Annotated in this window: 22 protein-coding genes and 2 tRNA genes; 16 read left to right on the top strand and 8 right to left on the bottom strand. The window is 71.1% G+C overall.

The features are described 5' to 3' along the window. On the top strand, positions 1 to 317 hold a 317-nt coding region (locus M3N57_09450), incomplete at its 5' end, for a malto-oligosyltrehalose synthase (GenBank protein ID MDP9022899.1). Between the two features lie 589 nt (positions 318 to 906). On the opposite strand, the gene M3N57_09445 is transcribed toward M3N57_09450, so the two are convergent. Together M3N57_09445 and M3N57_09440 are read right to left on the bottom strand one after the other, a co-directional pair. Continuing rightward, on the bottom strand, positions 907 to 1,047 hold the full coding sequence (locus tag M3N57_09445; protein MDP9022898.1) for a hypothetical protein: 141 nt from the start codon (positions 1,045 to 1,047) through the stop codon (positions 907 to 909). Positions 1,048 to 1,059: 12 nt separating this feature from the next. Next, the gene (locus M3N57_09440) at positions 1,060 to 1,221 is read right to left on the bottom strand and encodes a hypothetical protein (GenBank protein ID MDP9022897.1); all 162 of its coding nucleotides are present in this window, start codon (positions 1,219 to 1,221) and stop codon (positions 1,060 to 1,062) included. A 439-nt stretch (positions 1,222 to 1,660) separates the two neighbouring features. Here M3N57_09440 and M3N57_09435 point away from each other — a divergent pair, with 439 nt between their 5' ends. Genes M3N57_09435 through leuD form a run of 4 tightly spaced genes read left to right on the top strand, consistent with a single transcriptional unit; the run spans position 1,661 to position 5,590 of the window. Further along, positions 1,661 to 3,262: a 2-isopropylmalate synthase gene (locus M3N57_09435; protein MDP9022896.1), complete on the top strand. Its 1,602-nt coding sequence runs from the start codon at positions 1,661 to 1,663 to the stop codon at positions 3,260 to 3,262. 59 nt (positions 3,263 to 3,321) lie between these two features. Continuing rightward, entirely contained in the window at positions 3,322 to 3,519 is a 198-nt protein-coding gene (locus M3N57_09430; GenBank protein ID MDP9022895.1) for a hypothetical protein, read from the top strand. Between the two features lie 20 nt (positions 3,520 to 3,539). Beyond that, positions 3,540 to 4,985 carry a 3-isopropylmalate dehydratase large subunit gene (leuC, locus tag M3N57_09425; GenBank protein ID MDP9022894.1) on the top strand — a complete coding sequence of 482 codons (1,446 nt, stop codon included), beginning with the start codon at positions 3,540 to 3,542 and terminating at the stop codon, positions 4,983 to 4,985. Then, on the top strand, positions 4,982 to 5,590 hold the full coding sequence (gene leuD, locus M3N57_09420; protein ID MDP9022893.1) for a 3-isopropylmalate dehydratase small subunit: 609 nt from the start codon (positions 4,982 to 4,984) through the stop codon (positions 5,588 to 5,590). The genes leuC and leuD overlap by 4 nt, the downstream gene beginning before the upstream one ends. On the opposite strand, the gene M3N57_09415 is transcribed toward leuD, so the two are convergent. Continuing rightward, positions 5,493 to 6,839 carry a PQQ-dependent sugar dehydrogenase gene (locus tag M3N57_09415; GenBank protein MDP9022892.1) on the bottom strand — a complete coding sequence of 449 codons (1,347 nt, stop codon included), beginning with the start codon at positions 6,837 to 6,839 and terminating at the stop codon, positions 5,493 to 5,495. The genes leuD and M3N57_09415 overlap by 98 nt on opposite strands. Positions 6,840 to 6,991: 152 nt before the next feature. On the opposite strand from M3N57_09415, the gene murI reads away from it, so the two are divergent. Both murI and M3N57_09405 read left to right on the top strand, forming a co-directional pair. Continuing rightward, positions 6,992 to 7,849, top strand: a complete 858-nt coding sequence (gene murI, locus M3N57_09410; protein MDP9022891.1) for a glutamate racemase — start codon at positions 6,992 to 6,994, stop codon at positions 7,847 to 7,849. After that, on the top strand, positions 7,846 to 8,421 hold the full coding sequence (locus M3N57_09405; protein MDP9022890.1) for an HAD-IA family hydrolase: 576 nt from the start codon (positions 7,846 to 7,848) through the stop codon (positions 8,419 to 8,421). Before murI ends, M3N57_09405 begins: the two co-directional genes overlap by 4 nt. A 7-nt stretch (positions 8,422 to 8,428) precedes the next feature. On the opposite strand, the gene M3N57_09400 is transcribed toward M3N57_09405, so the two are convergent. Beyond that, positions 8,429 to 8,848, bottom strand: a complete 420-nt coding sequence (locus tag M3N57_09400; protein ID MDP9022889.1) for a hypothetical protein — start codon at positions 8,846 to 8,848, stop codon at positions 8,429 to 8,431. Between the two features lie 179 nt (positions 8,849 to 9,027). On the opposite strand from M3N57_09400, the gene M3N57_09395 reads away from it, so the two are divergent. From M3N57_09395 to cimA, 3 genes are all read left to right on the top strand, one after another. Next, positions 9,028 to 10,068 carry a 3-isopropylmalate dehydrogenase gene (locus tag M3N57_09395; protein MDP9022888.1) on the top strand — a complete coding sequence of 347 codons (1,041 nt, stop codon included), beginning with the start codon at positions 9,028 to 9,030 and terminating at the stop codon, positions 10,066 to 10,068. A 67-nt stretch (positions 10,069 to 10,135) separates the two neighbouring features. Next, positions 10,136 to 11,062 carry a branched-chain amino acid transaminase gene (locus tag M3N57_09390; protein ID MDP9022887.1) on the top strand — a complete coding sequence of 309 codons (927 nt, stop codon included), beginning with the start codon at positions 10,136 to 10,138 and terminating at the stop codon, positions 11,060 to 11,062. A 311-nt stretch (positions 11,063 to 11,373) separates the two neighbouring features. Further along, positions 11,374 to 12,966: a citramalate synthase gene (cimA, locus tag M3N57_09385; protein MDP9022886.1), complete on the top strand. Its 1,593-nt coding sequence runs from the start codon at positions 11,374 to 11,376 to the stop codon at positions 12,964 to 12,966. A 14-nt stretch (positions 12,967 to 12,980) separates the two neighbouring features. Here the strand turns inward: cimA and M3N57_09380 are convergent, their stop codons facing one another. Then, the gene (locus tag M3N57_09380; GenBank protein MDP9022885.1) at positions 12,981 to 13,121 is read right to left on the bottom strand and encodes a GPGG-motif small membrane protein; all 141 of its coding nucleotides are present in this window, start codon (positions 13,119 to 13,121) and stop codon (positions 12,981 to 12,983) included. A 163-nt stretch (positions 13,122 to 13,284) separates the two neighbouring features. Here M3N57_09380 and M3N57_09375 point away from each other — a divergent pair, with 163 nt between their 5' ends. The 6 genes from M3N57_09375 (at position 13,285) to M3N57_09350 (ending at position 17,587) form a co-directional block, all read left to right on the top strand. After that, on the top strand, positions 13,285 to 14,058 hold the full coding sequence (locus tag M3N57_09375) for a fumarylacetoacetate hydrolase family protein (GenBank protein MDP9022884.1): 774 nt from the start codon (positions 13,285 to 13,287) through the stop codon (positions 14,056 to 14,058). A 44-nt stretch (positions 14,059 to 14,102) separates the two neighbouring features. Then, positions 14,103 to 14,324: a dodecin family protein gene (locus M3N57_09370; GenBank protein ID MDP9022883.1), complete on the top strand. Its 222-nt coding sequence runs from the start codon at positions 14,103 to 14,105 to the stop codon at positions 14,322 to 14,324. A 16-nt stretch (positions 14,325 to 14,340) separates the two neighbouring features. Then, positions 14,341 to 15,762 (top strand): adenylosuccinate lyase, encoded by a 1,422-nt coding sequence (purB, locus tag M3N57_09365; protein MDP9022882.1) that lies wholly within the window; start codon positions 14,341 to 14,343, stop codon positions 15,760 to 15,762. After that, on the top strand, positions 15,759 to 17,315 hold the full coding sequence (locus M3N57_09360; GenBank protein ID MDP9022881.1) for a glutamate--tRNA ligase: 1,557 nt from the start codon (positions 15,759 to 15,761) through the stop codon (positions 17,313 to 17,315). Before purB ends, M3N57_09360 begins: the two co-directional genes overlap by 4 nt. A gap of 94 nt (positions 17,316 to 17,409) precedes the next feature. Then, positions 17,410 to 17,481 (top strand) — tRNA-Gln (locus M3N57_09355). Between the two features lie 33 nt (positions 17,482 to 17,514). After that, positions 17,515 to 17,587: transfer RNA gene (locus M3N57_09350), tRNA-Glu, on the top strand. Positions 17,588 to 17,665: 78 nt separating this feature from the next. Here M3N57_09350 and dapE read toward each other — a convergent pair. From dapE to M3N57_09335, 3 genes are all read right to left on the bottom strand, one after another. Beyond that, positions 17,666 to 18,760, bottom strand: a complete 1,095-nt coding sequence (dapE, locus tag M3N57_09345) for a succinyl-diaminopimelate desuccinylase (GenBank protein MDP9022880.1) — start codon at positions 18,758 to 18,760, stop codon at positions 17,666 to 17,668. After that, entirely contained in the window at positions 18,757 to 19,521 is a 765-nt protein-coding gene (locus tag M3N57_09340; GenBank protein MDP9022879.1) for a 2,3,4,5-tetrahydropyridine-2,6-dicarboxylate N-succinyltransferase, read from the bottom strand. The genes dapE and M3N57_09340 overlap by 4 nt, the downstream gene beginning before the upstream one ends. Positions 19,522 to 19,647: 126 nt before the next feature. Further along, positions 19,648 to 20,173 (bottom strand): aminotransferase class I/II-fold pyridoxal phosphate-dependent enzyme (locus tag M3N57_09335; protein MDP9022878.1); only part of this gene is annotated, 526 nt, incomplete at its 5' end.

Genomic DNA, 20,173 nt, shown 5'->3' with positions numbered 1-20,173 from the left:
AGGCCCGTCTGGCACTCCTGCGGGACGGCACCTACGAACCGGTGGTGGCCAGCGGTGCCTACCACGACCGGGTGGTGGCGTTCCTCCGCCGCGGCGCCGACGAGTGGCTCGCCGCGATCGCGCCGCGGTGCACCTTCGCGCTCGGCGGCGGGGGGTGGCCTGTGGGGGAGAGGTGGGGCGACACGGTCGTGCAGGTGCCGGGCGCCGACGGGGCGCAGGAGCTGCTCACCGACCGTGTCCTGCCGCTGGATGACGGCCGTCTGCGGCTCGCCGACGCGTTCGCGCATCTGCCGGTGGCGCTGGTCTCGTCGACGTGACTGAGCGCCCATAGGAGACATCGGGGCGGGTCTTCCCGGCTCTACACAGTTTTTCCCCAGGTCCGGCTGGACGTCGAGGCTGGTTGTCGCAGGCGGGCGGTAGCGTTCGATTCGAACACAAGTTCGGTCACAGGGTTCGGTCACAGGGTTCGGTAACGCCGGTTGGGTAGGGAGATGGTGATGGCTGTAGCAACCGAGGACCGCGAGCGGGTGGGTCAGGCCACGGTCGCGCGGGGGGTGCAGGCGCTGGGCGAGTTGGGGCGGCTGTTGGATGAGCGCAACCGTCTGGACGCGGCGATCGTGGAGCTAGTGGGCGAGCTGCACGCGTCGGGGGTGGTCGAGCAGGTGGAGGGGTTGCCGTTGGATCTGCACCTGGCCGCCGCGCACCATCTGACGGGGGCTGAGCGGGTCGACCGAACCCAGCCGTTCATGCAGACGGCTACGTCGGCCCCCATACCAGCCGCCGTCCTCACCGATCTGTCGCGATCGGGTTCTGCGTGCTCATCCCGGTCAGCCCTGGAACTCAAAGTGAGGCTCGGGCGAGTGATCATCGCGGGCGTCAGCGAGCGACCCCGCTCTTCGAGATCGTTCAGTCCTCGTCGTGCGTCTCGGTCCCGGTCGCGCCGCACACGCACGTGAACGGCGCGGCGGTCGGCTCGGGGCAAGCCTTGGTGTACTTGACCTTCGCCCCGCACTCGCAGAGGAACTTCTGGCCGGCTTCGACGCCCACACCGACCTCCTGTCAGCTCGGCGGGTAGGTATGGCCGGTCTCCTGCGCCAAGGGGCGCATGTCGCGGCCGCACACGCAGCGGGGGTTCTGTTCCCACGGCTGGAGGCAGTCCTTGGTGTAGACGACCTCGGCGCCGCACTCGCACCCGAACCGCTGATCTTTTCGTGCTCCCATCGATGACGAGCGTAGGAGGTGCCTGGTGCGGTCGTCGTCCAGACGGCCGGGACAGCGCACGGTACGGCCGGGACAGTGCACGGTTCCGGCGCTCCGTCTCTCGGCGCGTGTGGCAGGCGGACCCACGTGCTGGACTGCGCGTTGAGCGCGCGGGCAGTGCGCAGTTGAGCGTCCGTTCGGGTCGCCGGTTGGCCTTCACCCACCCGAGGATGTACACAGGGGTACCGATGGCCGCCGAAGACCGCACCGCCACGCCGACCGGGTCGCGCACCCGTCGCCGCGGCATGCCGCCGGCCGTCGAGATCCTGGCCCTCATCCTGGGCCTGCTCGTCCTTTGATGCCGCGGCGCCCCTTCCCACCCAGGGCGACCGCGGAGAGGTGACCGGGTTCGACGCACACACCGCGGCCAGGCCGCGGACCAGGATGAGGAGCACCGCACATGGGACGACCCATCGACGTCGCGGCCGCCCGCTCGCTGCCGCCTGACGTCACGATCTTCGACACGACCCTCCGCGACGGCGAGCAGGCCCCCGGCATCTCGCTCGACGCGCGCGAGAAGGTGGAGATCGCCCAGCAGCTGTCGCGCCTGCAGGTCGACGTGATCGAGGCGGGCTTCCCGGCGGCATCCAACGGCGACTTCTCCGCGGTGAAGGCCGTCGCAGCGGAGGTGGGCACGGTCGGGACCGACGCCCCGGTGATCGCGGCGCTCGCCCGGTGTGTGGACGGCGACATCGAGCGCGCCGCGAAGGCGCTCGCACCGGCCATCCGCAGCCGCATCCACGTGTTCATCTCCTCGTCGGAGATCCACCGCACCGTGATGCTGAAGGCGACCGAGCAGGAGGTCCTCGACCGGGCTGTGCACGCCGTCGGGCTGGCCCGCAGCTTCACCGACGATGTCGAGTTCAGCCCGCAGGACGCGACCCGCACGGACTTCGAGTTCCTGGTCGACCTCGTGGCGGCGGCGGTGGAGGCAGGCGCCACCACCGTCAACATCCCCGACACGGTCGGGTACGCCTTGCCGCACCACTTCGGCGGCTGGATCGCGGAGCTGCACCGCCGGGTCCCGACGATCGCAGAACGTGGCGTCGTGGTGTCTGTGCACTGCCACAACGATCTGGGGTTGGCGGTCGCGAACTCGCTGGAGGCGGTCCGCAACGGCGCTCGACAGGTCGAGGTGGCCGTCAACGGGATCGGTGAGCGAGCCGGGAACTGCTCGCTGGAAGAGATCGTGATGGCGATCCGCACCCGCGGCGACCTGCTGGACACCAGGACCCGTGTCAACACCCCCGAGATCACCCGGACGTCTCGTCTGGTCAGCACGCTCACCGGGTACTCGGTCCAGCGCAACAAGGCGGTCGTCGGGGCGAACGCGTTCGCGCACGAGTCGGGGATCCACCAGCATGGTGTCCTCGCCGACCGGCTCACCTACGAGATCATGCGCACCGAGGACGTCGGCGCCGACGGCACACAGATCGTCCTCGGGAAGCACTCGGGGCGGCACGCGTTCCGCCAGGCGGTCGCCGACCTCGGTTTCGACCTGTCCGAGGAAGAGCTGGCACGCGTGTTCCTGCGCTTCAAGGACCTCGCCGACCGCAAGAAGGAGATCGGCGAGAAGGACATCGAAGCCATCGTCGCTGCCGAGCTGCACGTGGCAGCCGACGACGAGTACGAGCTGGTCGCGCTCACCGTCGCGGGGGGGACCCAAGCCGCCCCGTCCGCGACGGTGGAGCTCCGCGTGGCCGACGGGACCACCCGGACCGCGACCGCAACGGGCGACGGCATGGTCGACGCGGCGTGCGGCGCGATCCGTCGCGCCGTCGACCGCGACCGGATCACGCTCGTCGCCTTCCAGGTGGCGGCCGTCACGCCCGGGGTGGACGCCCTGGGTGACGTCACCGTCCAGATCGAGGTGGAGAACGGGGAGCGCTTCACCGGGCGCGGCGTCTCCACCGACGTCGTCGAGGCCAGCGCGCGGGCGTACCTCGACGCGCTGAACCGGTCGCTGCGCCTGACGCACCGCAGCCGGGAGTTCCGGCCGTGACCCGGCCTGCCCGCCCCGACGCCCACCCGACGAGCGAGACACGTGGAGAAGACGACGCCATGACCACCACCATCAAGCTCACCGTCCCGCCCGACCAGACCCCCGCCGAGGAAGCCGAGCTGGTCGCGGCGGTGGCGTCCGCGATCGCGGAACGCACCGGCGAGGCGGAGATCCACTTCGAGCTGGAGAAGTCCGAGGAGGTCTCCTACCAGGCGATGGGCAACCGCACCGCGGCCTCCGACCGCTGGAACCGATGACCCGACCGAGGGATCCCACGTTGAGCGCCCCACGCACGCTGGTCGACAAGATCTGGGACGAGCACCTGGTCCGCACGTCGAACGCCGGTGCCGGCCCGGACCTGCTGTACGTCGATCTGCATCTGGTGCACGAGGTGACCAGCCCCCAGGCCTTCGAGGGGCTGCGCCAGGCTGGCCGCACGGTGCGCCGGCCCGATCTCACGGTCGCGACGATGGACCACAACGTCCCCACCGACCCCGACGTCGTCCGTGGGCGCCTCCCGGTGGCCGACGAGATGTCGCGGACCCAGATGGATGTCCTGGCGCGGAACTGCGAGGAGTTCGGCATCCGGCTGTTCCCGATGGGGTCTCGCAACCAGGGCATCGTCCACGTCATCGGCCCCGAGTTGGGCCTGACCCAGCCGGGCATGGTGATCGTCTGCGGTGACTCGCACACCGCGACCCATGGGGCGTTCGGGGCGTTGGCGTTCGGCATCGGCACCAGCGAGGTCGAGCACGTCCTGGCCACTCAGACCCTGCCTCAGAACCCGCCCAAGACCATGGCGGTGGAGGTGGTGGGGTCGCTCCCGCGCGGGGTGACCGCCAAGGACGTGATCCTGGGCATCATCAACCGGATCGGCGTGGACGGCGGGATCGGTCACGTCATCGAGTACCGCGGACAGATCATCCGCGGCTTCTCGATGGAGGAACGCATGACCGTGTGCAACATGTCGATCGAGGGTGGCGCGCGCGCCGGCCTGGTCGCCCCGGACGAGACCACGTTCGCGTGGCTGAAGGACCGGCCGTACGCGCCCTCCGGGGAGGGCTGGGACCGTGCCGTCGCGCACTGGCGGACCCTGGTCACCGACGACGGCGCGACGTTCGACCGCGTGGTGACCATCGACGCGGCCGGCCTCGAACCGTTCGTGACCTGGGGGACCACACCGGCCCAGTCGGTCCCGGTGACGGGGCGGGTCCCGCGGCCCGACGATGCGCCGGATGCCGCGACCGCCGAGCAGTGGCAGCGTGCGCTGACCTACATGGGTCTGGACGGCGGCGAGGCGATCGTCGGCCTGCCGATCGATCGGGTGTTCATCGGGTCGTGCACGAACGCGCGTCTGGGTGACCTGCGGGTCGCAGCCGAGGTCGTAGCGGGACGGCGGGTCGCCGATGGCGTCCGCGCGATGGTCGTGCCGGGGTCGGGGCTGGTGAAGGCGGCGGCCGAGGCCGAGGGCCTCGATCGGATCTTCGTCGAGGCGGGCTTCGAGTGGCGTGAGCCCGGCTGCTCGATGTGCCTGGGGATGAACCCGGACGTACTCGGACCCGGTGAACGGTGCGCCTCCACATCCAACCGCAACTTCGAGGGCCGACAGGGCGCGGGAGGACGCACCCACCTGGTGTCGCCGCAGATGGCCGCCGCCGCCGCGCTGATGGGACGGTTCGTGGACGTCCGTGAGGCGGTCAGCGACGTGGGTGCATCCGCGTGAAGCAGGTGACGCGCGTCGTGGGCACGGTGTGCCCGCTCGACCGGGCCGACGTCGACACCGACCAGATCATCCCCAAGCAGTTCCTCAAGCGCATCGACCGTCGCGGGTTCGGTCCGTTCGCGTTCTGGGGTTGGCGCTACGACGAGGACGGCGAACCGGTCGCGGACTTCCCGATGAACCGGCCGGAGCACCGCGACGCCTCGATCCTGCTGTCCGGACCCAACTTCGGCTGCGGATCGTCACGGGAGCACGCCGTGTGGGCGCTCGATGATGCCGGCTTCGAGGCGATCATCGCCCCCAGCTGCGCCGACATCTTCCGGACCAACTGCACCAAGGTCGGCGTCCTCACCGTCGAGCTCCCCGGCGGTGTGGTCCGCCAGCTGTTCGACCTGGTCGCCGACGACCCGACGGTCACGGTCACGATCGACCTGCGGGCACAGACGGTGAGCGCACCCGGTCTGGACACCAGCAGCTTCGACGTCGATCCCCACGTCAAGCACCGGCTCCTCAACGGCCTGGACGACATCGGACTGACCTCGCAACACGCCGACGCCATCGACGCCTTCGAGGACCACCGCCCCGCCTGGCTGCCGTCGCTTCGGTGAACCGGCGGTCGGTCGCGTTCGCGCACCGGTTCGACCGGTGAGGACATGTCGCCACGCCACCTGGCCCCTCGCGTCGGTCGGTTCTCGGCCCGAGGCGGATGATCCGGTCGTCGCCGGGGCGCGGGTCGCCGTAGCCGTCACGGTTGCTGGTCGCCACCCACAGCGAGCCGTCTGGGGCCTGCACAACCTGGCGGAGCCGCCCGAACTCCCCGACGAGCAACGGCTCCGCGGACGGCTCGGCGTCGGTGAGCGAGACCCGCCAGAGCCGTTGGCCACGCAGCGCCGCCAGGAACAGGTCGCCGTCCCACTGCGGGATGGCACCATCGACCAGGAACGCCGCGCCCGACCAGGACGCGTCCGCCGGCTGGCGGACGAACACCGGATCGATCAGCCCGTCGCGTCCCGCCCTGCCGGTGACCATCGGCCAGCCGTAGTTCCCCGCCGGCTGGATGCGGTTGACCTCGTCGTCACGGTCGGGCCCGAACTCCGCCGCGTACAGCTGCCCGTCGCCGTCCCATGCCAGGCCCTGGACGTTGCGGTGCCCCAACGAGTACACCGGGGAGCCGTCGAACGGGTTGTCGTCGGGGATCCGGCCGTCGGGCGTGATCCGCAGGACCTTCCCGGCCAGCGAGGAGCGGTCCTGTGCCCATTCGCCCACGGACGCGTCGCCCGTGCCGATGTAGAGCATGTCATCGGGTCCGAATGCGATCCGCCCGCCGTTGTGGATCGTGGCCTTGGGGATGCCGGTCAGGATCGGTTCGGCGTCGCCGCCGGGCTCGAAGCGCACCACCCGGTTGTCGTTCGCGGCCGTGTAGTAGGCGTACAACAGGCCGTCCCGAGCGAACGACGGTGACGCCGCCACCCCCAGCAGTCCCCCCTCCCCGGCGGCGTCGACCGAGAACTGGTGGACCTGACGGGGCGGTCCTCCCGGCGGCAGCTCCAGGACCCGGCCGGAGTCCTGTTCGGTGACGTAGGCCCTCTCGTCACCGACGAACGCCAACCCCCACGGCGCAGCGATCCCCTCCGCCACGACCGTGGTCGTGACCGCCACCGTCGCTGGCTGCGCGGGGGCGGGGCTGGCGGGAGTGGTCGCAGGCGTGGGGGCTGCGCCGGGTGCGGTCGCGGTTGGCGCGCCGGTCGTGGTGGCGGCCGGCGGAGGTGCGTCCCTCCTGGTCACCACGACGGCGATCAGCGCCCCGACGACCACGACCAGCGCAGCGGCCACCACCAGCCCGGTGCGGCGATCCACGTCGCCTCCTCCCCGCTCATGCAGCGAACGCATCCCTGCGGCATCCACCGTGCCAGCTATGCAATTCCGGCCTGTTGCCTCACCCGTCCGGACGGCGCGGGACCGCGACCGGTCGCCGATACGCTCCCGCCGTCGCAGCGACGGGGAGAGAGGTGGACGACCGACCGATCGGGGTGTTCGACAGTGGGTTGGGCGGCCTGACGATCGTGCGCGCGCTGGGCGATCTCCTCCCCGACGAGCACCTGGTGTACTTCGGCGACACGGGGCGCTTCCCGTACGGCTCCAAACCGCCTGAGCTGCTGCGCCGGTACTCCACCGAGATCGTCGATCTCCTCCTCGACCACGACGTGAAGATGGTGGTGGTGGCCTGCAACAGCGCATCGTCGGCGGCGCTGAGCTACCTGCGCGAGCGCTACACCGTCCCGATCGTCGGGGTGATCGAGCCGGGTGTGCGAGCCGCGCTGGACGTCACCCGTGGCAGCATCGGCGTGATCGGCACCGAGGCGACGATCTCGTCGGGGGCGTACGAGCGCGCGTTCGCCGCGTCCCGCACGGACGTCGAGGTCGTCACGCAGGCTTGTCCCGGTTTCGTCGAGCTGGTCGAGTCCGGCGACGTGGGGTCGACGCACTCCTACGGGGTGGTCGCGCCGAGGCTGGCCCCCCTCCGCGTCGCCGGGATCGACACCGTCATCCTCGGCTGTACCCACTACCCACTCCTCAGCCGCGTGATCAGCGACGTCCTCGGCCGCGACGTGGTCCTGGTCTCCAGCGCCGAGGAGACCGCGTTCGAGGTGCGCACGCTGCTGGAGCGCACCGGGCTGGGACGCCGTCCCGGGCAGGGCCCGGCCGAGCGGATCCTGTTGACCAGCGGCGACGAGGACCGGTTCCGCACGCTGGGGGATCGCTTCGCCGGGTTGGCCATGGGTCCGGTGCGGGGCTGGGACTGGCCGCCGGAGAGCGTCGAGCCGGAGGTGGACGACGTGGCCTCGGCTGCGACCGGCGCGTGGTGACGGTCACGGCGGTCGCGTTCGACCTGATGGACACCGTCGTGCGCGATCCGTTCCGCGAGGCCCTGACCGCGGCGACCGGCCGGGGGGTCGCCGACGTCCTGCGTGACCGTGAACCGGGGGTTTGGTCGCGGTTCGAGTGCGGGGACCTCAGCGAGGAGGAGTACTTCGCCAGCTTCCGCTGCCGGTTCGACGTCGTCGCGTTCCACACCGCCCGCCGTGCCGGGTACCGCTGGCTGCCGGGGATGCGCGAGCTCCTCGACGACATCGCCGGTCACGCCACGCGGGTGGCGGCGTCGAACTACCCCGTGTGGGTCGAGGAACTGGCCGACTCGCTCCTGGCCGACCGTTTCGAGCGTGTGCTCGCCTCCCACCACCTCGGCGTCCGCAAGCCCGACCGGCGCTTCTACCGCCGCCTGTGCCGTGAGATCGGGTCCGCCCCCGGACACGTCGTGTTTGTCGACGACCGCGACGAGAACGTCGACGCAGCGCGGCAGGCCGGGTTGCGCGCGCACCGCTTCGTCGACGCAGACGACGTCCGTCGCCGCCTGCGCGACGAGGGGCTGGCGGTGTGACGAGCGCTCAGGGGCCGGCGTCGTCGTCGAGGACGCCGGCCACCACCTCCGCCAGCGCGGGCCAGCGCGCCACCAGCGCCGGGTCGAGCCGGATCTCCCCGGTCGCGACCCACCACAAGCGGGCGACGTCGTCCGCTTCGTCGGGGAGCTGTCCGAGCCACGCCAGCGCTTCTGTGGCGTCGGCCCGGTGCCCTTCGCACCACGCCTGGGGACCCAGCCGGACGGCACAACGCCGCCCGAGGTAGCGATGGATGCCCGGGCCGCACATCTCGACCAGCCGCGCTTCGTGCCCGCAGCGGTCGCACTCGCCAGCCTCGACCGCACGGGGCCCCAGGTCGTCGCGATCCAGCCACGGGTAGCGGCTGCGGAGCGCCGCCCGCAGGGTCCGCGCATCGAAGGCCCTGCCCATGTCGCTGCTGTCTCGCATCGCCGGCGGTCCGTGCGACGCCGCGGCGGCGGCCCGACCTCGGCGACGCGACCACCCACGTAACGGCAGCGGTGGTGGCGACGGTGTGAGCGACCCTGCCCGGTGGTGGGTGTCCGCGCCGGGGAGTGCGCCAGCCCTCCTACCATGCGGCCGCACCGGCGTGGATCGGAAGGACAGGGGTGGCGCACCGCATCGCGGTGATCGCAGGCGACGGAATCGGCCCCGAGGTCATCGCCGAGGCGTTGAAGGTCCTCGACGTCGTGCAGGAAGCCGAGGGGTTCGACACCGACCGGGTCGCCTTCGCCCTCGGTGGTCAGCACTACCTCGAGACCGGCGAGGTACTCGACGACGCGACGCTGGGTGAGCTCGCCGGTTTCGACGCCGTCCTGCTCGGCGCGGTCGGGACACCCGACGTGCCGCCGGGTGTCCTGGAACGTGGGCTGCTGCTGCGCCTGCGCTCGGCGTTCGACCAGTACGTCAACCTCCGCCCGGTGAAGCTGTACCCGGGGGTGCGCTCGCCGGTCGCTGGCCTGACCCCTGACCGCTGCGACCTGGTGGTGGTCCGCGAGAACACCGAGGGGGTGTACGCCGGAGCCGGCGGGACGGTGTACCGCGGCACGCCGGCGGAGGTGGCCACGCAGGAGTCGCTGAACACCCGCCGCGGGGTGGAGCGCCTGGTGCGGTACGGCTTCGAACTCGCCGCCCAGCGGCGTGGCCGTCTCACCCTGTGCCACAAGACCAACGTGTTGACCCACGCCGGCGACCTGTGGGCGCGGACCGTTGCCGACGTCGCATCCGACCACAGCGACGTCGGCCACGATTACGTCCACGTCGACGCGATGTGCCTGTACCTGGTCACCCAGCCTGAACGCTTCGACGTGGTGGTCACAGACAACCTGTTCGGCGACATCGTGACCGACCTGGGCGCTGCCGTGCAGGGCGGGATGGGCTTGGCCGCGTCCGCCAACCTCGACCCGACCCGCCGACACCCCTCGATGTTCGAGCCGGTACACGGGTCGGCGCCCGACATCGCCGGGACCGGCCGCGCCGATCCGGTGGCGGGCGTGCTCAGCGTCGCGCTCCTGCTCGACTTCGTCGGCGAGGACGCCGGCGCCCGCAGGATCGAACGGGCAGTCAGTCGATGGCTGTCGAGCAGCGGACGCGACGAGGTCACCACCGCCACGGCCGGCGATCGCCTGGCGGAACTCGCTGCGGGGTGACGGTCCCGCCGTCCCCCCGGTAGCGTTCCCACCAGCCGGGACCGCTCCCCGATCAAGGGACGTTGGAATGCCCATCCCGAAGTCCGACAAGATCTGGTTCGACGGCGAGCTGGTGGACTGGGAGGCGGCCACCGTCCACTTCCTCACCCCCACTCTGCACTACGGCTACGGAGTGTTCGAGGGCATCCGCGCCTACGCCACCGACCGCGGGCCGGCGGTCTTCCAGCTCGAGGCGCACGTGCGCCGCATGTTCGACTCGGCGAAGCTGTACCCGCCGTTGGATCAGATCCCGTGGACACAGGAACAGGTGGCCGACGCGATCAAGGCGACCATCCGGGTCAACGGCCACGATGCCTGCTACATCCGGCCGGCGATCTTCCTCGGCTACGGCGAGATGGGCCTGAACCCCCTCCCATCCAAGCCGCAGCTGGCCATCGCCACGTGGGAGTGGGGGGCGTACCTCGGCGAGGAGGCGCTGGTCTCCGGCGTGCGGGTGATGACCAGCTCGTGGCGGCGGATCGGGAAGAACACGATCCCGCCGGCCGCCAAGGCCAACGGCCAGTACATCAACAGCTCGCTCGCCAAGGTCGAAGCTCTCCGCGGCGGGTACGACGAGGCGATCATGCTCAACGAGCACGGGTTTCTGGCCGAAGGCACCGGTGAGAACCTGTTCATCGTCCGCGATCGCGTGCTGCTCACCCCGCCGCTGGCGGACGGTCCCCTCGGCGGCATCACACGCGCCACCGTGATCGCCTTGGCCGGCGATCTCGACATCCGGGTCGAGGAGACACCGCTGGTCCGCACCGACCTGTACCTGGCCGACGAGGCGTTCCTGACCGGCACCGCGGCGGAGGTCACACCGATCCGTGAGGCCGACGGGCGTGTGATCGGCGAGCGCGGGCCGGTGACCACACGCATCCAGTCGCTGTACATGGACGTGGTCGCGGGGAAGGCCGACCGCTACAAGGAGTGGCTCGCCTACGTCCGCGAGTGACGCCTGGGCAGGCGGGGACGCGAACGCCGACAATCGCGGCCACGCCGACGCCGCGCCAACTGGACGACGCTCCGACGAGGTGGCACCCTGCCACACGCGCCGTGAACCGGCGCGCCCAGGAGCGAGACGTGATGCACGCGACCCGGATCCCGAAGCGCACCGCCGCTGTGCGGCGCGCCCGTCCGAGCGCGGACATCATCGCCATCGGCAGGCTCCCGTAGCCAGGCGACGAGCGCCGGGCTACGGGGGTGGCCCGGTCCGACCGGCGCCCTTCGGCTCCCCGGCGTCCACGACACGTGAAGGACGATCCGGTGAGTCAGGTACCCGCCCTGTACGACACGACCCTCCGCGACGGCACCCAGCGTGAGGGTGTGAACCTGACGGTGGACGACAAGCTCAAGATCGCCCGCCGCATGGACGAGCTCGGCGTGCACTTCATCGAGGGGGGCTGGCCCGGCGCCAACCCCAAGGACACCGAGTTCTTCCGCCGCGCCGCGGACGGACAGCTGCAGTTGCAGCACGCCACGCTGGCCGCGTTCGGCGCGACGCGCCACGCCCGCAACGCCGTGGAGGACGACCCCACGCTGAAGGCTCTCCTGGACGCCGACACCTCGGTGCTGTGCATCGTGGGGAAGGCCTGCGCCTGGCACGCCGAGGAAGCTCTCGGGGTGACCGGTGAGGAGAACCTCGCGATGGTGGCGGAGTCGATCGCCTACCTGGTCGCCGAACGTCGGCGGGTGTTCTTCGACGCGGAGCACTTCTTCGACGGGTACGCCCGGGACGCGGGCTACGCGCGCGACGTGGCACGCGTCGCAGCGGAGTCGGGCGCTGAGTGCGTTGTGCTGTGCGACACCAACGGCGGGGCGATGCCGTGGGATGTCGAACGGGTCGTCCGCCACCTCGTCGCCGACCTGCCGTGCGACGTGGGGCTGCACTTCCACGACGACGGCGGGTGCGCGGTCGCCAACTCCCTGGTCGGAGTCGAGGCCGGTGCCCGGCACGTGCAGGGCACCGCGAACGGGTTGGGTGAACGGTGCGGGAACGCCAACCTGTTCACGGTCCTCGCCGACCTGCAACTCAAGCGGGGGCTGCCGCTGGTCCCCACCGACCGGCTGTTGCGCATGACGCACGTGGCGCACGCCGTCGCTGAGCTGACCAACCAGACGCCACCGACCGCCCAGCCGTACGTCGGTTCCGGGGCGTTCGCGCACAAGGCCGGGCTGCATGCGTCGGCCGTGGCGAAGTCCGCCGACCTCTACCAGCACGTCGATCCCGCGCTGGTCGGGAACGAAACACGGCTGGTGGTGAGTGACCTGGCGGGTCGGGCCACCATCCAGCTCAAGGCGCGTGAACTGGGGCTGAGCCTCGACGAGACACAGGTCGCGGCGGTCCTCACCGAGGTCAAGCGTCGCGAGCACCAGGGGTGGAGCTACGACGCGGCCGACGCATCGTTCGCGCTGCTGCTCCGCCGGATCGTCGGGGACCTGCGAGAGCCGTTCGAACTCGAGCACTTCCGTGTCACCGTCGGCGGTGGCCACGGCGACGCGGGGGGACCGACCGCCGAGGCGATGGTGGCGGTGCGGGTGGCCGGTGAGCGCCGGCTGGGCGCAGGAGAGGGCAACGGCCCGGTCGACGCGCTCGACCACGCGTTCCGCAACGCCGCGAACGGCGCGTGGACCGCTCTCGACCGGGTGCACCTGTCCGACTACAAGGTCCGGATCATCGAACAGTCAGGGGGACGGTCCTCGGCCGGGGCGCACGGGACCGACGCGGTCACCCGGGTGCTGGTCACCACCACCGACGGCGAGGAGACCTGGGACACGGTCGGCGTGCACGGCAACATCGTGGAGGCGTCGTGGCTCGCTCTGGCCGACGCCTACGTCTACGCGATCCTGCGGGGGTAGCCACCGCTCGCGACTCAGCTGAAGTACAGGCCGCCCGGCGCGATGATCAAGCCGATGATGATCAGCACGATCCCCCACACCAGCGCCCCCTGGATCAGCCGGGCGACGCCGAACACGACCAGGATGATGCCGAGGATGGCCAGTAACGCTGTCATGGTTGGTCTCCGTTGGGTCGGCCCCCGCCGTCGGGGTCGGCTTACCAAGGAGAACGTGCCACGTGTCGTGGCCGGTGATGTCCGTTCGTACAGCAGTGCGTGACGGGCGGGCCACCTTGCGTGGCGTCCTGCGGCATCGACAGCGTGCGGTGGCGAGGGACACGTGGGCCTGATCGTCCGCTTCTCCGAACCGCGATCACCCACCCCGCAGTACGGGATCGTGGACGACGACCGCGTCGCGGTGATCGAGCCGCACCCGTTCACGTTGCACCGGCGAACCGGGCGGACCGTGCCGTTGGACGCGGTCCGGCTACTCGCTCCCGTCCTTCCCAGCAAGGTCGTGGGTGTGGGCCGCAACTACGTCGACCACGCCTCGGAGATGGGCGGCGATGTGCCGGCCGAACCGCTGCTGTTCCTCAAGCCCTCGACCGCCGTGATCGGCCCCTACGACGTGATCCGCTACCCGACCGATCTGACCAGCGAGGTGCACTACGAAGGGGAGCTCGCGGTCGTGGTCGGCCGCCTGGTGTCGCAGGTGACACCCGACCAGGCGCGCGACGCGGTCTACGGCTTCACGTGTGGCAACGACGTCACCGCCCGTGACCTGCAGCGCAGCGAACCGCAGTGGACGCGGGCCAAGGGCTTCGACACGTTCTGTCCGCTGGGCCCGGCGATCAGCACCGACCTCGACCCGTTCGACGCCCGCGTCCGCACCTACCTCGACGGCGAGCTCAAGCAGGAGGCCAGCACCGCGGCGATGGCGTTCGATGCACTGAGGTTGGTGTCGTACGCGTCGCAGGTGATGACGCTCCTGCCCGGCGACGTCATCCTGACCGGGACGCCCGCGGGGGTGGGACCGCTGCAGCCGGGCCAGACCGTCCGGGTGGAGATCGAGGGGATCGGAGCGCTGGAGAACCGTGTGGAAGTCAGGTCGTGACCTCCCACCGGCTACGGTCCCAGGGCGACGAGGAGGGGCAACAAGTGGGCAACGTGTACAAGAAGATCGAGCTGGTGGGGTCGAGCGAGGAGGGCATCGACGATGCGGTCCGGACCGCGATCCGCCGTGCAGCGGAGTCGATGCGCAACCTCGACTGGTTCGAGGTGAAGGAGGTCCGCGGATGGATCAAGGACGGCCAACCCCAGCACTTCCAGGTCGTCCTCGACGTCGGCTTCCGCCTCGAGGAGGGGGAGGCGGTGGGATGACGCCGACGGAGGTGCGGTGACCGACCCGATCCCCAACGTGCTCGCGGAGCGGTACGCCTCCGCGGACATGCGCGCGATCTGGTCGCCACGAGCCAAGGTCGTCACCGAACGGCGGCTGTGGGTCGCGGTGCTCCGCACCCAGCAGCGTCTCGGCGTCGACGTGCCCGACGGGGTCGTCGAAGCGTACGAGACGGTCGTCGACCAGGTCGATCTCGAGTCGATCGCCGAACGCGAACGGCGGCTGCGTCACGACGTCAAGGCCCGCATCGAGGAGTTCTGTGCGCTGGCCGCCACGGAGCACATCCACAAGGGCATGACGTCACGGGACGTGACCGAGAACGTCGAGCAGCTCCAGATCGTCCGGTCGCTGACGTTGGTGCGCGACCGGGCGATCGCTGCGCTCGCGCGGCTCGCGCAGCTGGCTGCCACCCACCAGACGCAGCCGCTGACGGGGCGCACACACAACGTCCCCGCCCAGGTCACCACCGTCGGGAAGCGCTTCGCGAACGCCGGGCAGGAACTGCTCGCCGCGCTGCGGCGGGCGGAGGATCTGTTGGCCGGCTACCCGCTGCGTGGCCTCAAAGGCCCCGTCGGGACCCAACAGGACCAGCTGGATCTGCTCGGCGGGGACGAGGAGAAGCTCGAGGACCTCGAGGTCGAGATCGCCGAGGAACTGGGCTTCCGCGAGGTGCTGGTCAGCGTCGGCCAGGTCTACCCCCGGTCCCTGGACCTCGACGTGGTCGCGGCGGTGGTGCAGCTGGCGGCCGGTCCGTCCAGCCTCGCCACCACGCTGCGTCTGATGGCCGGGCACGGCCTGGTCACGGAGGGCTTCGGCGACGAGCAGGTGGGTTCGTCGGCGATGCCACACAAGATCAACGCCCGGTCCTGCGAGCGCATCAACGGGTTCGCGCGCATCCTGCGCGGGTACCTGACGATGGTCGCTGGCCTGGCCGGGGAGCAGTGGAACGAGGGTGACGTCTCCGACTCGGTCGTCAGGCGCGTCGCCCTCCCGGACGCGTTCCTCACGGTGGACGGGCTGTTCGAGACGTTCCTCACCGTCCTCGACGAGCTCCACGTGTTCGACGCCGCGATCGACCGTGAACTGCAACGTGAGCTGCCGTTCCTCACCACCACCAAGGTCCTGCTCGCGGCTGTCGGGAAGGGCATGGGGCGCGAGACCGCTCACGCGGTGATCCGCGCCCACGCGGTCGCCGCCACCCGCGCTCTGCGTGACGGCGGCGACAACGATCTGCTGGCCCGGCTGGCTGCCGACGAGCGCCTCCCACTGGGGGAGGACGAGCTGAGCGCGCTGGTGGAGCGGCCGATCGACCTGACCGGCGCCGCGCCACGGCAGGTCGCGGTGTTCTGCGCCGCGGCGGAAGCGATCGTGAAGGACCACCCGGACGCCGCCGGGTACGAACCCGAGCCGATCCTGTGACCGCCCCGCGCGGAGCGACCGACGATCGGCCGCCGCGGGTCCGGCTCGCACCCGCCCCGACCGGGGCGCTGCACGTCGGCAACCTGCGAACCGGCCTGTTCAACTGGCTGCATGCCCGCCGCCACCGCGGCACGTTCGTGCTCCGCATCGAGGACACCGACCAGGCGCGCGCCACGCCCGAGGCCCTGCGCGGCGTGCTGGACGCGCTGCGGTGGGCGGGGCTGGACTGGGACGAGGGGCCGCAGGTCGGCGGGCCGTACGGGCCGTACATCCAGTCGGAGCGGGCACCGTTCCATGCGGCGCTGGTGCGCCGACTGATCGAAGCGGGCCTCGCCTACCAGGACTTCGCCACGGTCGAGGAACTCGAGGCGTACCGCGAGACGCTGCGGGCCGAGGGCCGCCCGCCGGTGCTCAAGGGGCCGCTGCGTGGCGAGCGCCGCCCGGGCGAGCTGGGTGACCCGTCGATCCGGCTGCGCACGCCTGAGGCCGGCGAGGTCGTCGTCGACGACGTGGTCCGCGGTCGCGTCAGCTTCGACTGGTCGAGCATCGGTGACTTCGTCGTGCAACGGGCCGACGGATCGGTGACGTACCCGCTGGCGAACGCGGCCGACGACGTCGCGCAGGGCATCACGCTGGTGTGCCGCGGTGAGGACCTGCTGTCGGTCACGCCGAGGCAGGTCCTGCTCTACGAGGAACTGACCAAGGACGGGTTGGTCGACGAGTCGTTGGCGGAGGCCGGCTTCCCCGCGCGCGCTCCCGGGTGGGTGGCGCCGCGCTGGTTCGCGCACCTGTCGCTGGTGGTCGGCGAGGACCGCAAGCCCCTGTCGAAACGGCACGGAGCGACCGCCGTGCAGGAGTTCGCCCGGCAGGGCTACCTGCCGGAGGTCGTGTTGAACTACCTGGCGTTGCTGGGATGGGCGCCGGGCGACGGGCGCGAGCGGTTCGGTGTCGACGAGCTGATCGAGGCCTTCGACCTCGCCGACGTGGGCAGGACCGCAGCGGCGTTCGATTTCGACAAGCTGACCGCGTTCAACGGCGAGCGCATCCGTGGGCTGCCCGCCGACGAGCTCGCCGACCGGCTGGTGCCCTACCTCGACGGGACCTACGGCGAGCCGCTGACCGGGCGCCCGCCCGGTGACCAGGAGATAGCACTGCTGCGCCGCCTGGTCCCACTGGTGCAGGAACGGATGCAGCGTCTCGACGAGATCCGCCAGTACGCCCCGGCGTTCTTCGCCGAGGTGGTCGAGCTCGACCCCGAGTCGGTCGATGCCGTCCTGGGCAAGCCCGGCGCTGTCGCGGCGTTGGAAACCGCAGCCGACACCCTCGAGACGCTCGACGACTGGACCGAGGCTGCGATCGAGGCGGCGCTCCGCGGCCTGCTCGACCGACTGCAGATGGGGGCGCGGAAGGTCTTCCAACCGATCCGCGTTGCAGTGACCGGGTCACGCGTGTCGCCTCCGCTGTTCGAGTCGTTGGCGCTGATGCCCAAGCAACGCGTCATCCAACGCATCCGCGACGCCATCCCGGTCGCGCACGAGGCCGGCGGAGGATGAGGTGTTGCGCTTGCCGGGTTACAGCGGCTGCCGCGGGCGACGGTCGCACAGGTTTGGCCGGTGTTGCCCGGCACGGTTACCATGAGGCCCGCTTTCGGGGGTGGTGTAATTGGCAACACGACGGGTTCTGGCCCCGTTATTGAGGGTTCGAGTCCTTCCCCCCGAGCGCACCGGCCGGCCGCACAGCGAGCCGGCCCACGCCCCCGTCGTCTAGCGGCCTAGGACGCCGCCCTCTCAAGGCGGTAACGGCGGTTCAAATCCGCTCGGGGGTACGAGGCGTGACTCTGGGGAGTGACTCTGGGGTGACGCTAGGGGGTGACGCTGGGGGGTGACGCACCACGCGTCACCCCCTAGTGCGTTCCCGTCGCGAGGTCCGTCGCGAGGAACGAACGCAGCCGCGTGTGCACGTGCTCGAGGTTCGTCACCGGGACGTACTCGCCGGCACGGTGCGCCTGGCTGGTGATGCCCGGCCCGTAGTTGACTGCCGGCACCCCAGCTGCGGCGAACCGCGCCACGTCCGTCCAGGCCTGTTTCCCGGTGACCGGAGCGTCGACCGCTTCCACCAGCCCACGGACGAGGGGGGCGTCCAAGCCCGGCGGCGCCGGCGGCGCCCGGTCCACGATCGTGACCTCCGCGCGGTCGGCGACCCAGCGGCGCAGCTCGGCCTCGGCCTCGTCGAGGGTGCGGTCGGGCGCGAACCGGTAGTTGACGTTGATCGTGAAGCGACCAGGGATGACGTTGCGGGCGTTGTCGGTCCACGCCTGCGTGGCGGTGAGCACGTCGCGGAACGCGATCCCGTCGACCTCGACGTCACGGGGGGCGGGATCGTGCAGGTCGGCCAGGAGCGGCGCCGCCTTCGTCAGTGCGTTGTCTCCCAGCCAGGGACGGGCGGAGTGCGCGGGGCGGCCGACGATCGACAGCTCCGCATGCAACCCACCGAGGCAGCCGACCTGGACCTCCAGATCGGTGGGTTCCAGGACGATCGCCAGGCTGGCGTCCGACAGCCACGGCAGCGCAGCCAGGACCGACCCCAGCTCGTTGGCCTCTTCCGGCCCTTCCTCACCGGCGTACAGCACCAGCGCCAGGTCGTACGGCGACCGCGCGCGCAGCGCCTCATCGGCGAACAGAGCCTCCGCCACCGCGATGCCACCCTTCATGTCCGACGCGCCCCGCCCGACCACCACGGCACCGTCGCCACGGTCCTCGACGCGGGCTTCGGCGTCCTCCTCGGTGGGTGGCACCACGTCGAGGTGTCCCACCAGCAGGATCAGGGGACGCCCACCCGACCCGCCCACCACCAGACTGTCGCCGACCCGGTGGATCGTGGCGACCGAGGCGTAGCGTTCCTCCAGCGCGTCGGTGAGCGGCGCCTCGTGGCCGGTGACCGACAGCTGGGCGCAGAGCTCCACGAGGCGTCCGGGCAGGTCGAGCGGTGCGTGTCTCACGTCTGCACCTGGAACTCCCGCAGCGCCTGGTTCAGGGAGGTCTTGCGGTCGGTGGACGCGGTGCGCTCACCGATGATCAGCGCGCACGGCAGGTGGTAGGTCCCGGCCGGGAAGTCGCGGGGCCGCGTCCCGGGCACGACCACCGCGCGTGGGGGGACCACGCCGCGTGCCGTCGACGGCTCGTCTCCGCGGACGTCGATGATCGGGGTCGATGCGGTGATCACGGTCAGCGCCCCCAGCACGGCTTCGCGACCGATGCGCGCGCCTTCCACCACCACGCACCGCGACCCGATGAACGCGCCATCCTCCACGATGACGGGGTCGGCGCCGGGCGGCTCGAGGACGCCGCCGATGCCCACACCGCCCGACAGATGCACGTCACGGCCGATCTGCGCACACGACCCCACGGTGGCCCACGTGTCGACCATGGTCCCCGACCCCACCCACGCCCCGATGTTGACGTAGCTGGGCATCATCACCACGCCAGCCTCCAGGAACGACCCGTAGCGGGCCGTGCCGGGTGGGACCACCCGCACCCCGTTGTCGGCGTGGCCGGTCTTCACCGGGATCTTGTCGTGGTACTGGAACGGCCCGGCCTCCATGCGCATCATCTCGGCCTGGCGGAAGTACAGCAGGATCGCCTCGCGCACCCACGAGTTGACGGTCCACTCGCCGTCCTCGTCGGTCGGCGGGTCGGCGACGCGCAGCTGTCCACGGTCCAGCAGCGCCATGGTCTGCGCGACCGCGTCGCGGACCTCCAGCGCGTCCCACGCGTCCCCACCTGCGTCGAACGCTTCCCGGACGCTGCGGCGCAGCTCTTCGGTCACAGTCGGCCTCCGCGTCGACCGCGCCGACGCTAGCAACCGTGCGTGGACCGCAACGCAGGGTCAGCCCGGCAGCCGCCCCGCGTCGATCGCTGCCGCCCACCGCTCCACCGCCGCTTCGCACTCCGCGGCGCTGGGCACCAGCGCCAGGCGCACCCACCCGGCGCCGGACGGCCCGAACGAACGACCCGGCGAGGCGATCACCCGCTCGGCGAGCAGAGCCTCGACGTAGGCAACGTCGTCTCCTCCGGGTGCGCGGAACCACACGTAGAACGTCGCGTCGCTCCCCGAGACCGCGATCCCCCGGGACTCGAGGAACGGCAGCACCACCGCACGCTTGGCAGCGAAGATGGCGCGGCGCTCGTCGACGTGGTCCTGATCGCCCCACGCCGCGATCGCGGCGGCCTGCACGAACGTCTGGGGCGCGGTCCCGACGTTAGGCCGCAGCAGGCGCTGCCGGGTGATCAGCTCCGGGTCCCCGACGATCGCTCCGGCCCGGTACCCGGTCATCCCCGAGCGCTTCGACAGCGACACGAACGCCAGCACCCCGGTCAGGTCCCCGTCGCACACCTCCAGCAGCGACGGGGCG

Source organism: Actinomycetota bacterium (assembly GCA_030776725.1).
GTDB lineage: Bacteria > Actinomycetota > Nitriliruptoria > Nitriliruptorales > JAHWKO01 > JAHWKW01.
This window is presented reverse-complemented; position numbering and strand designations above follow the sequence as displayed.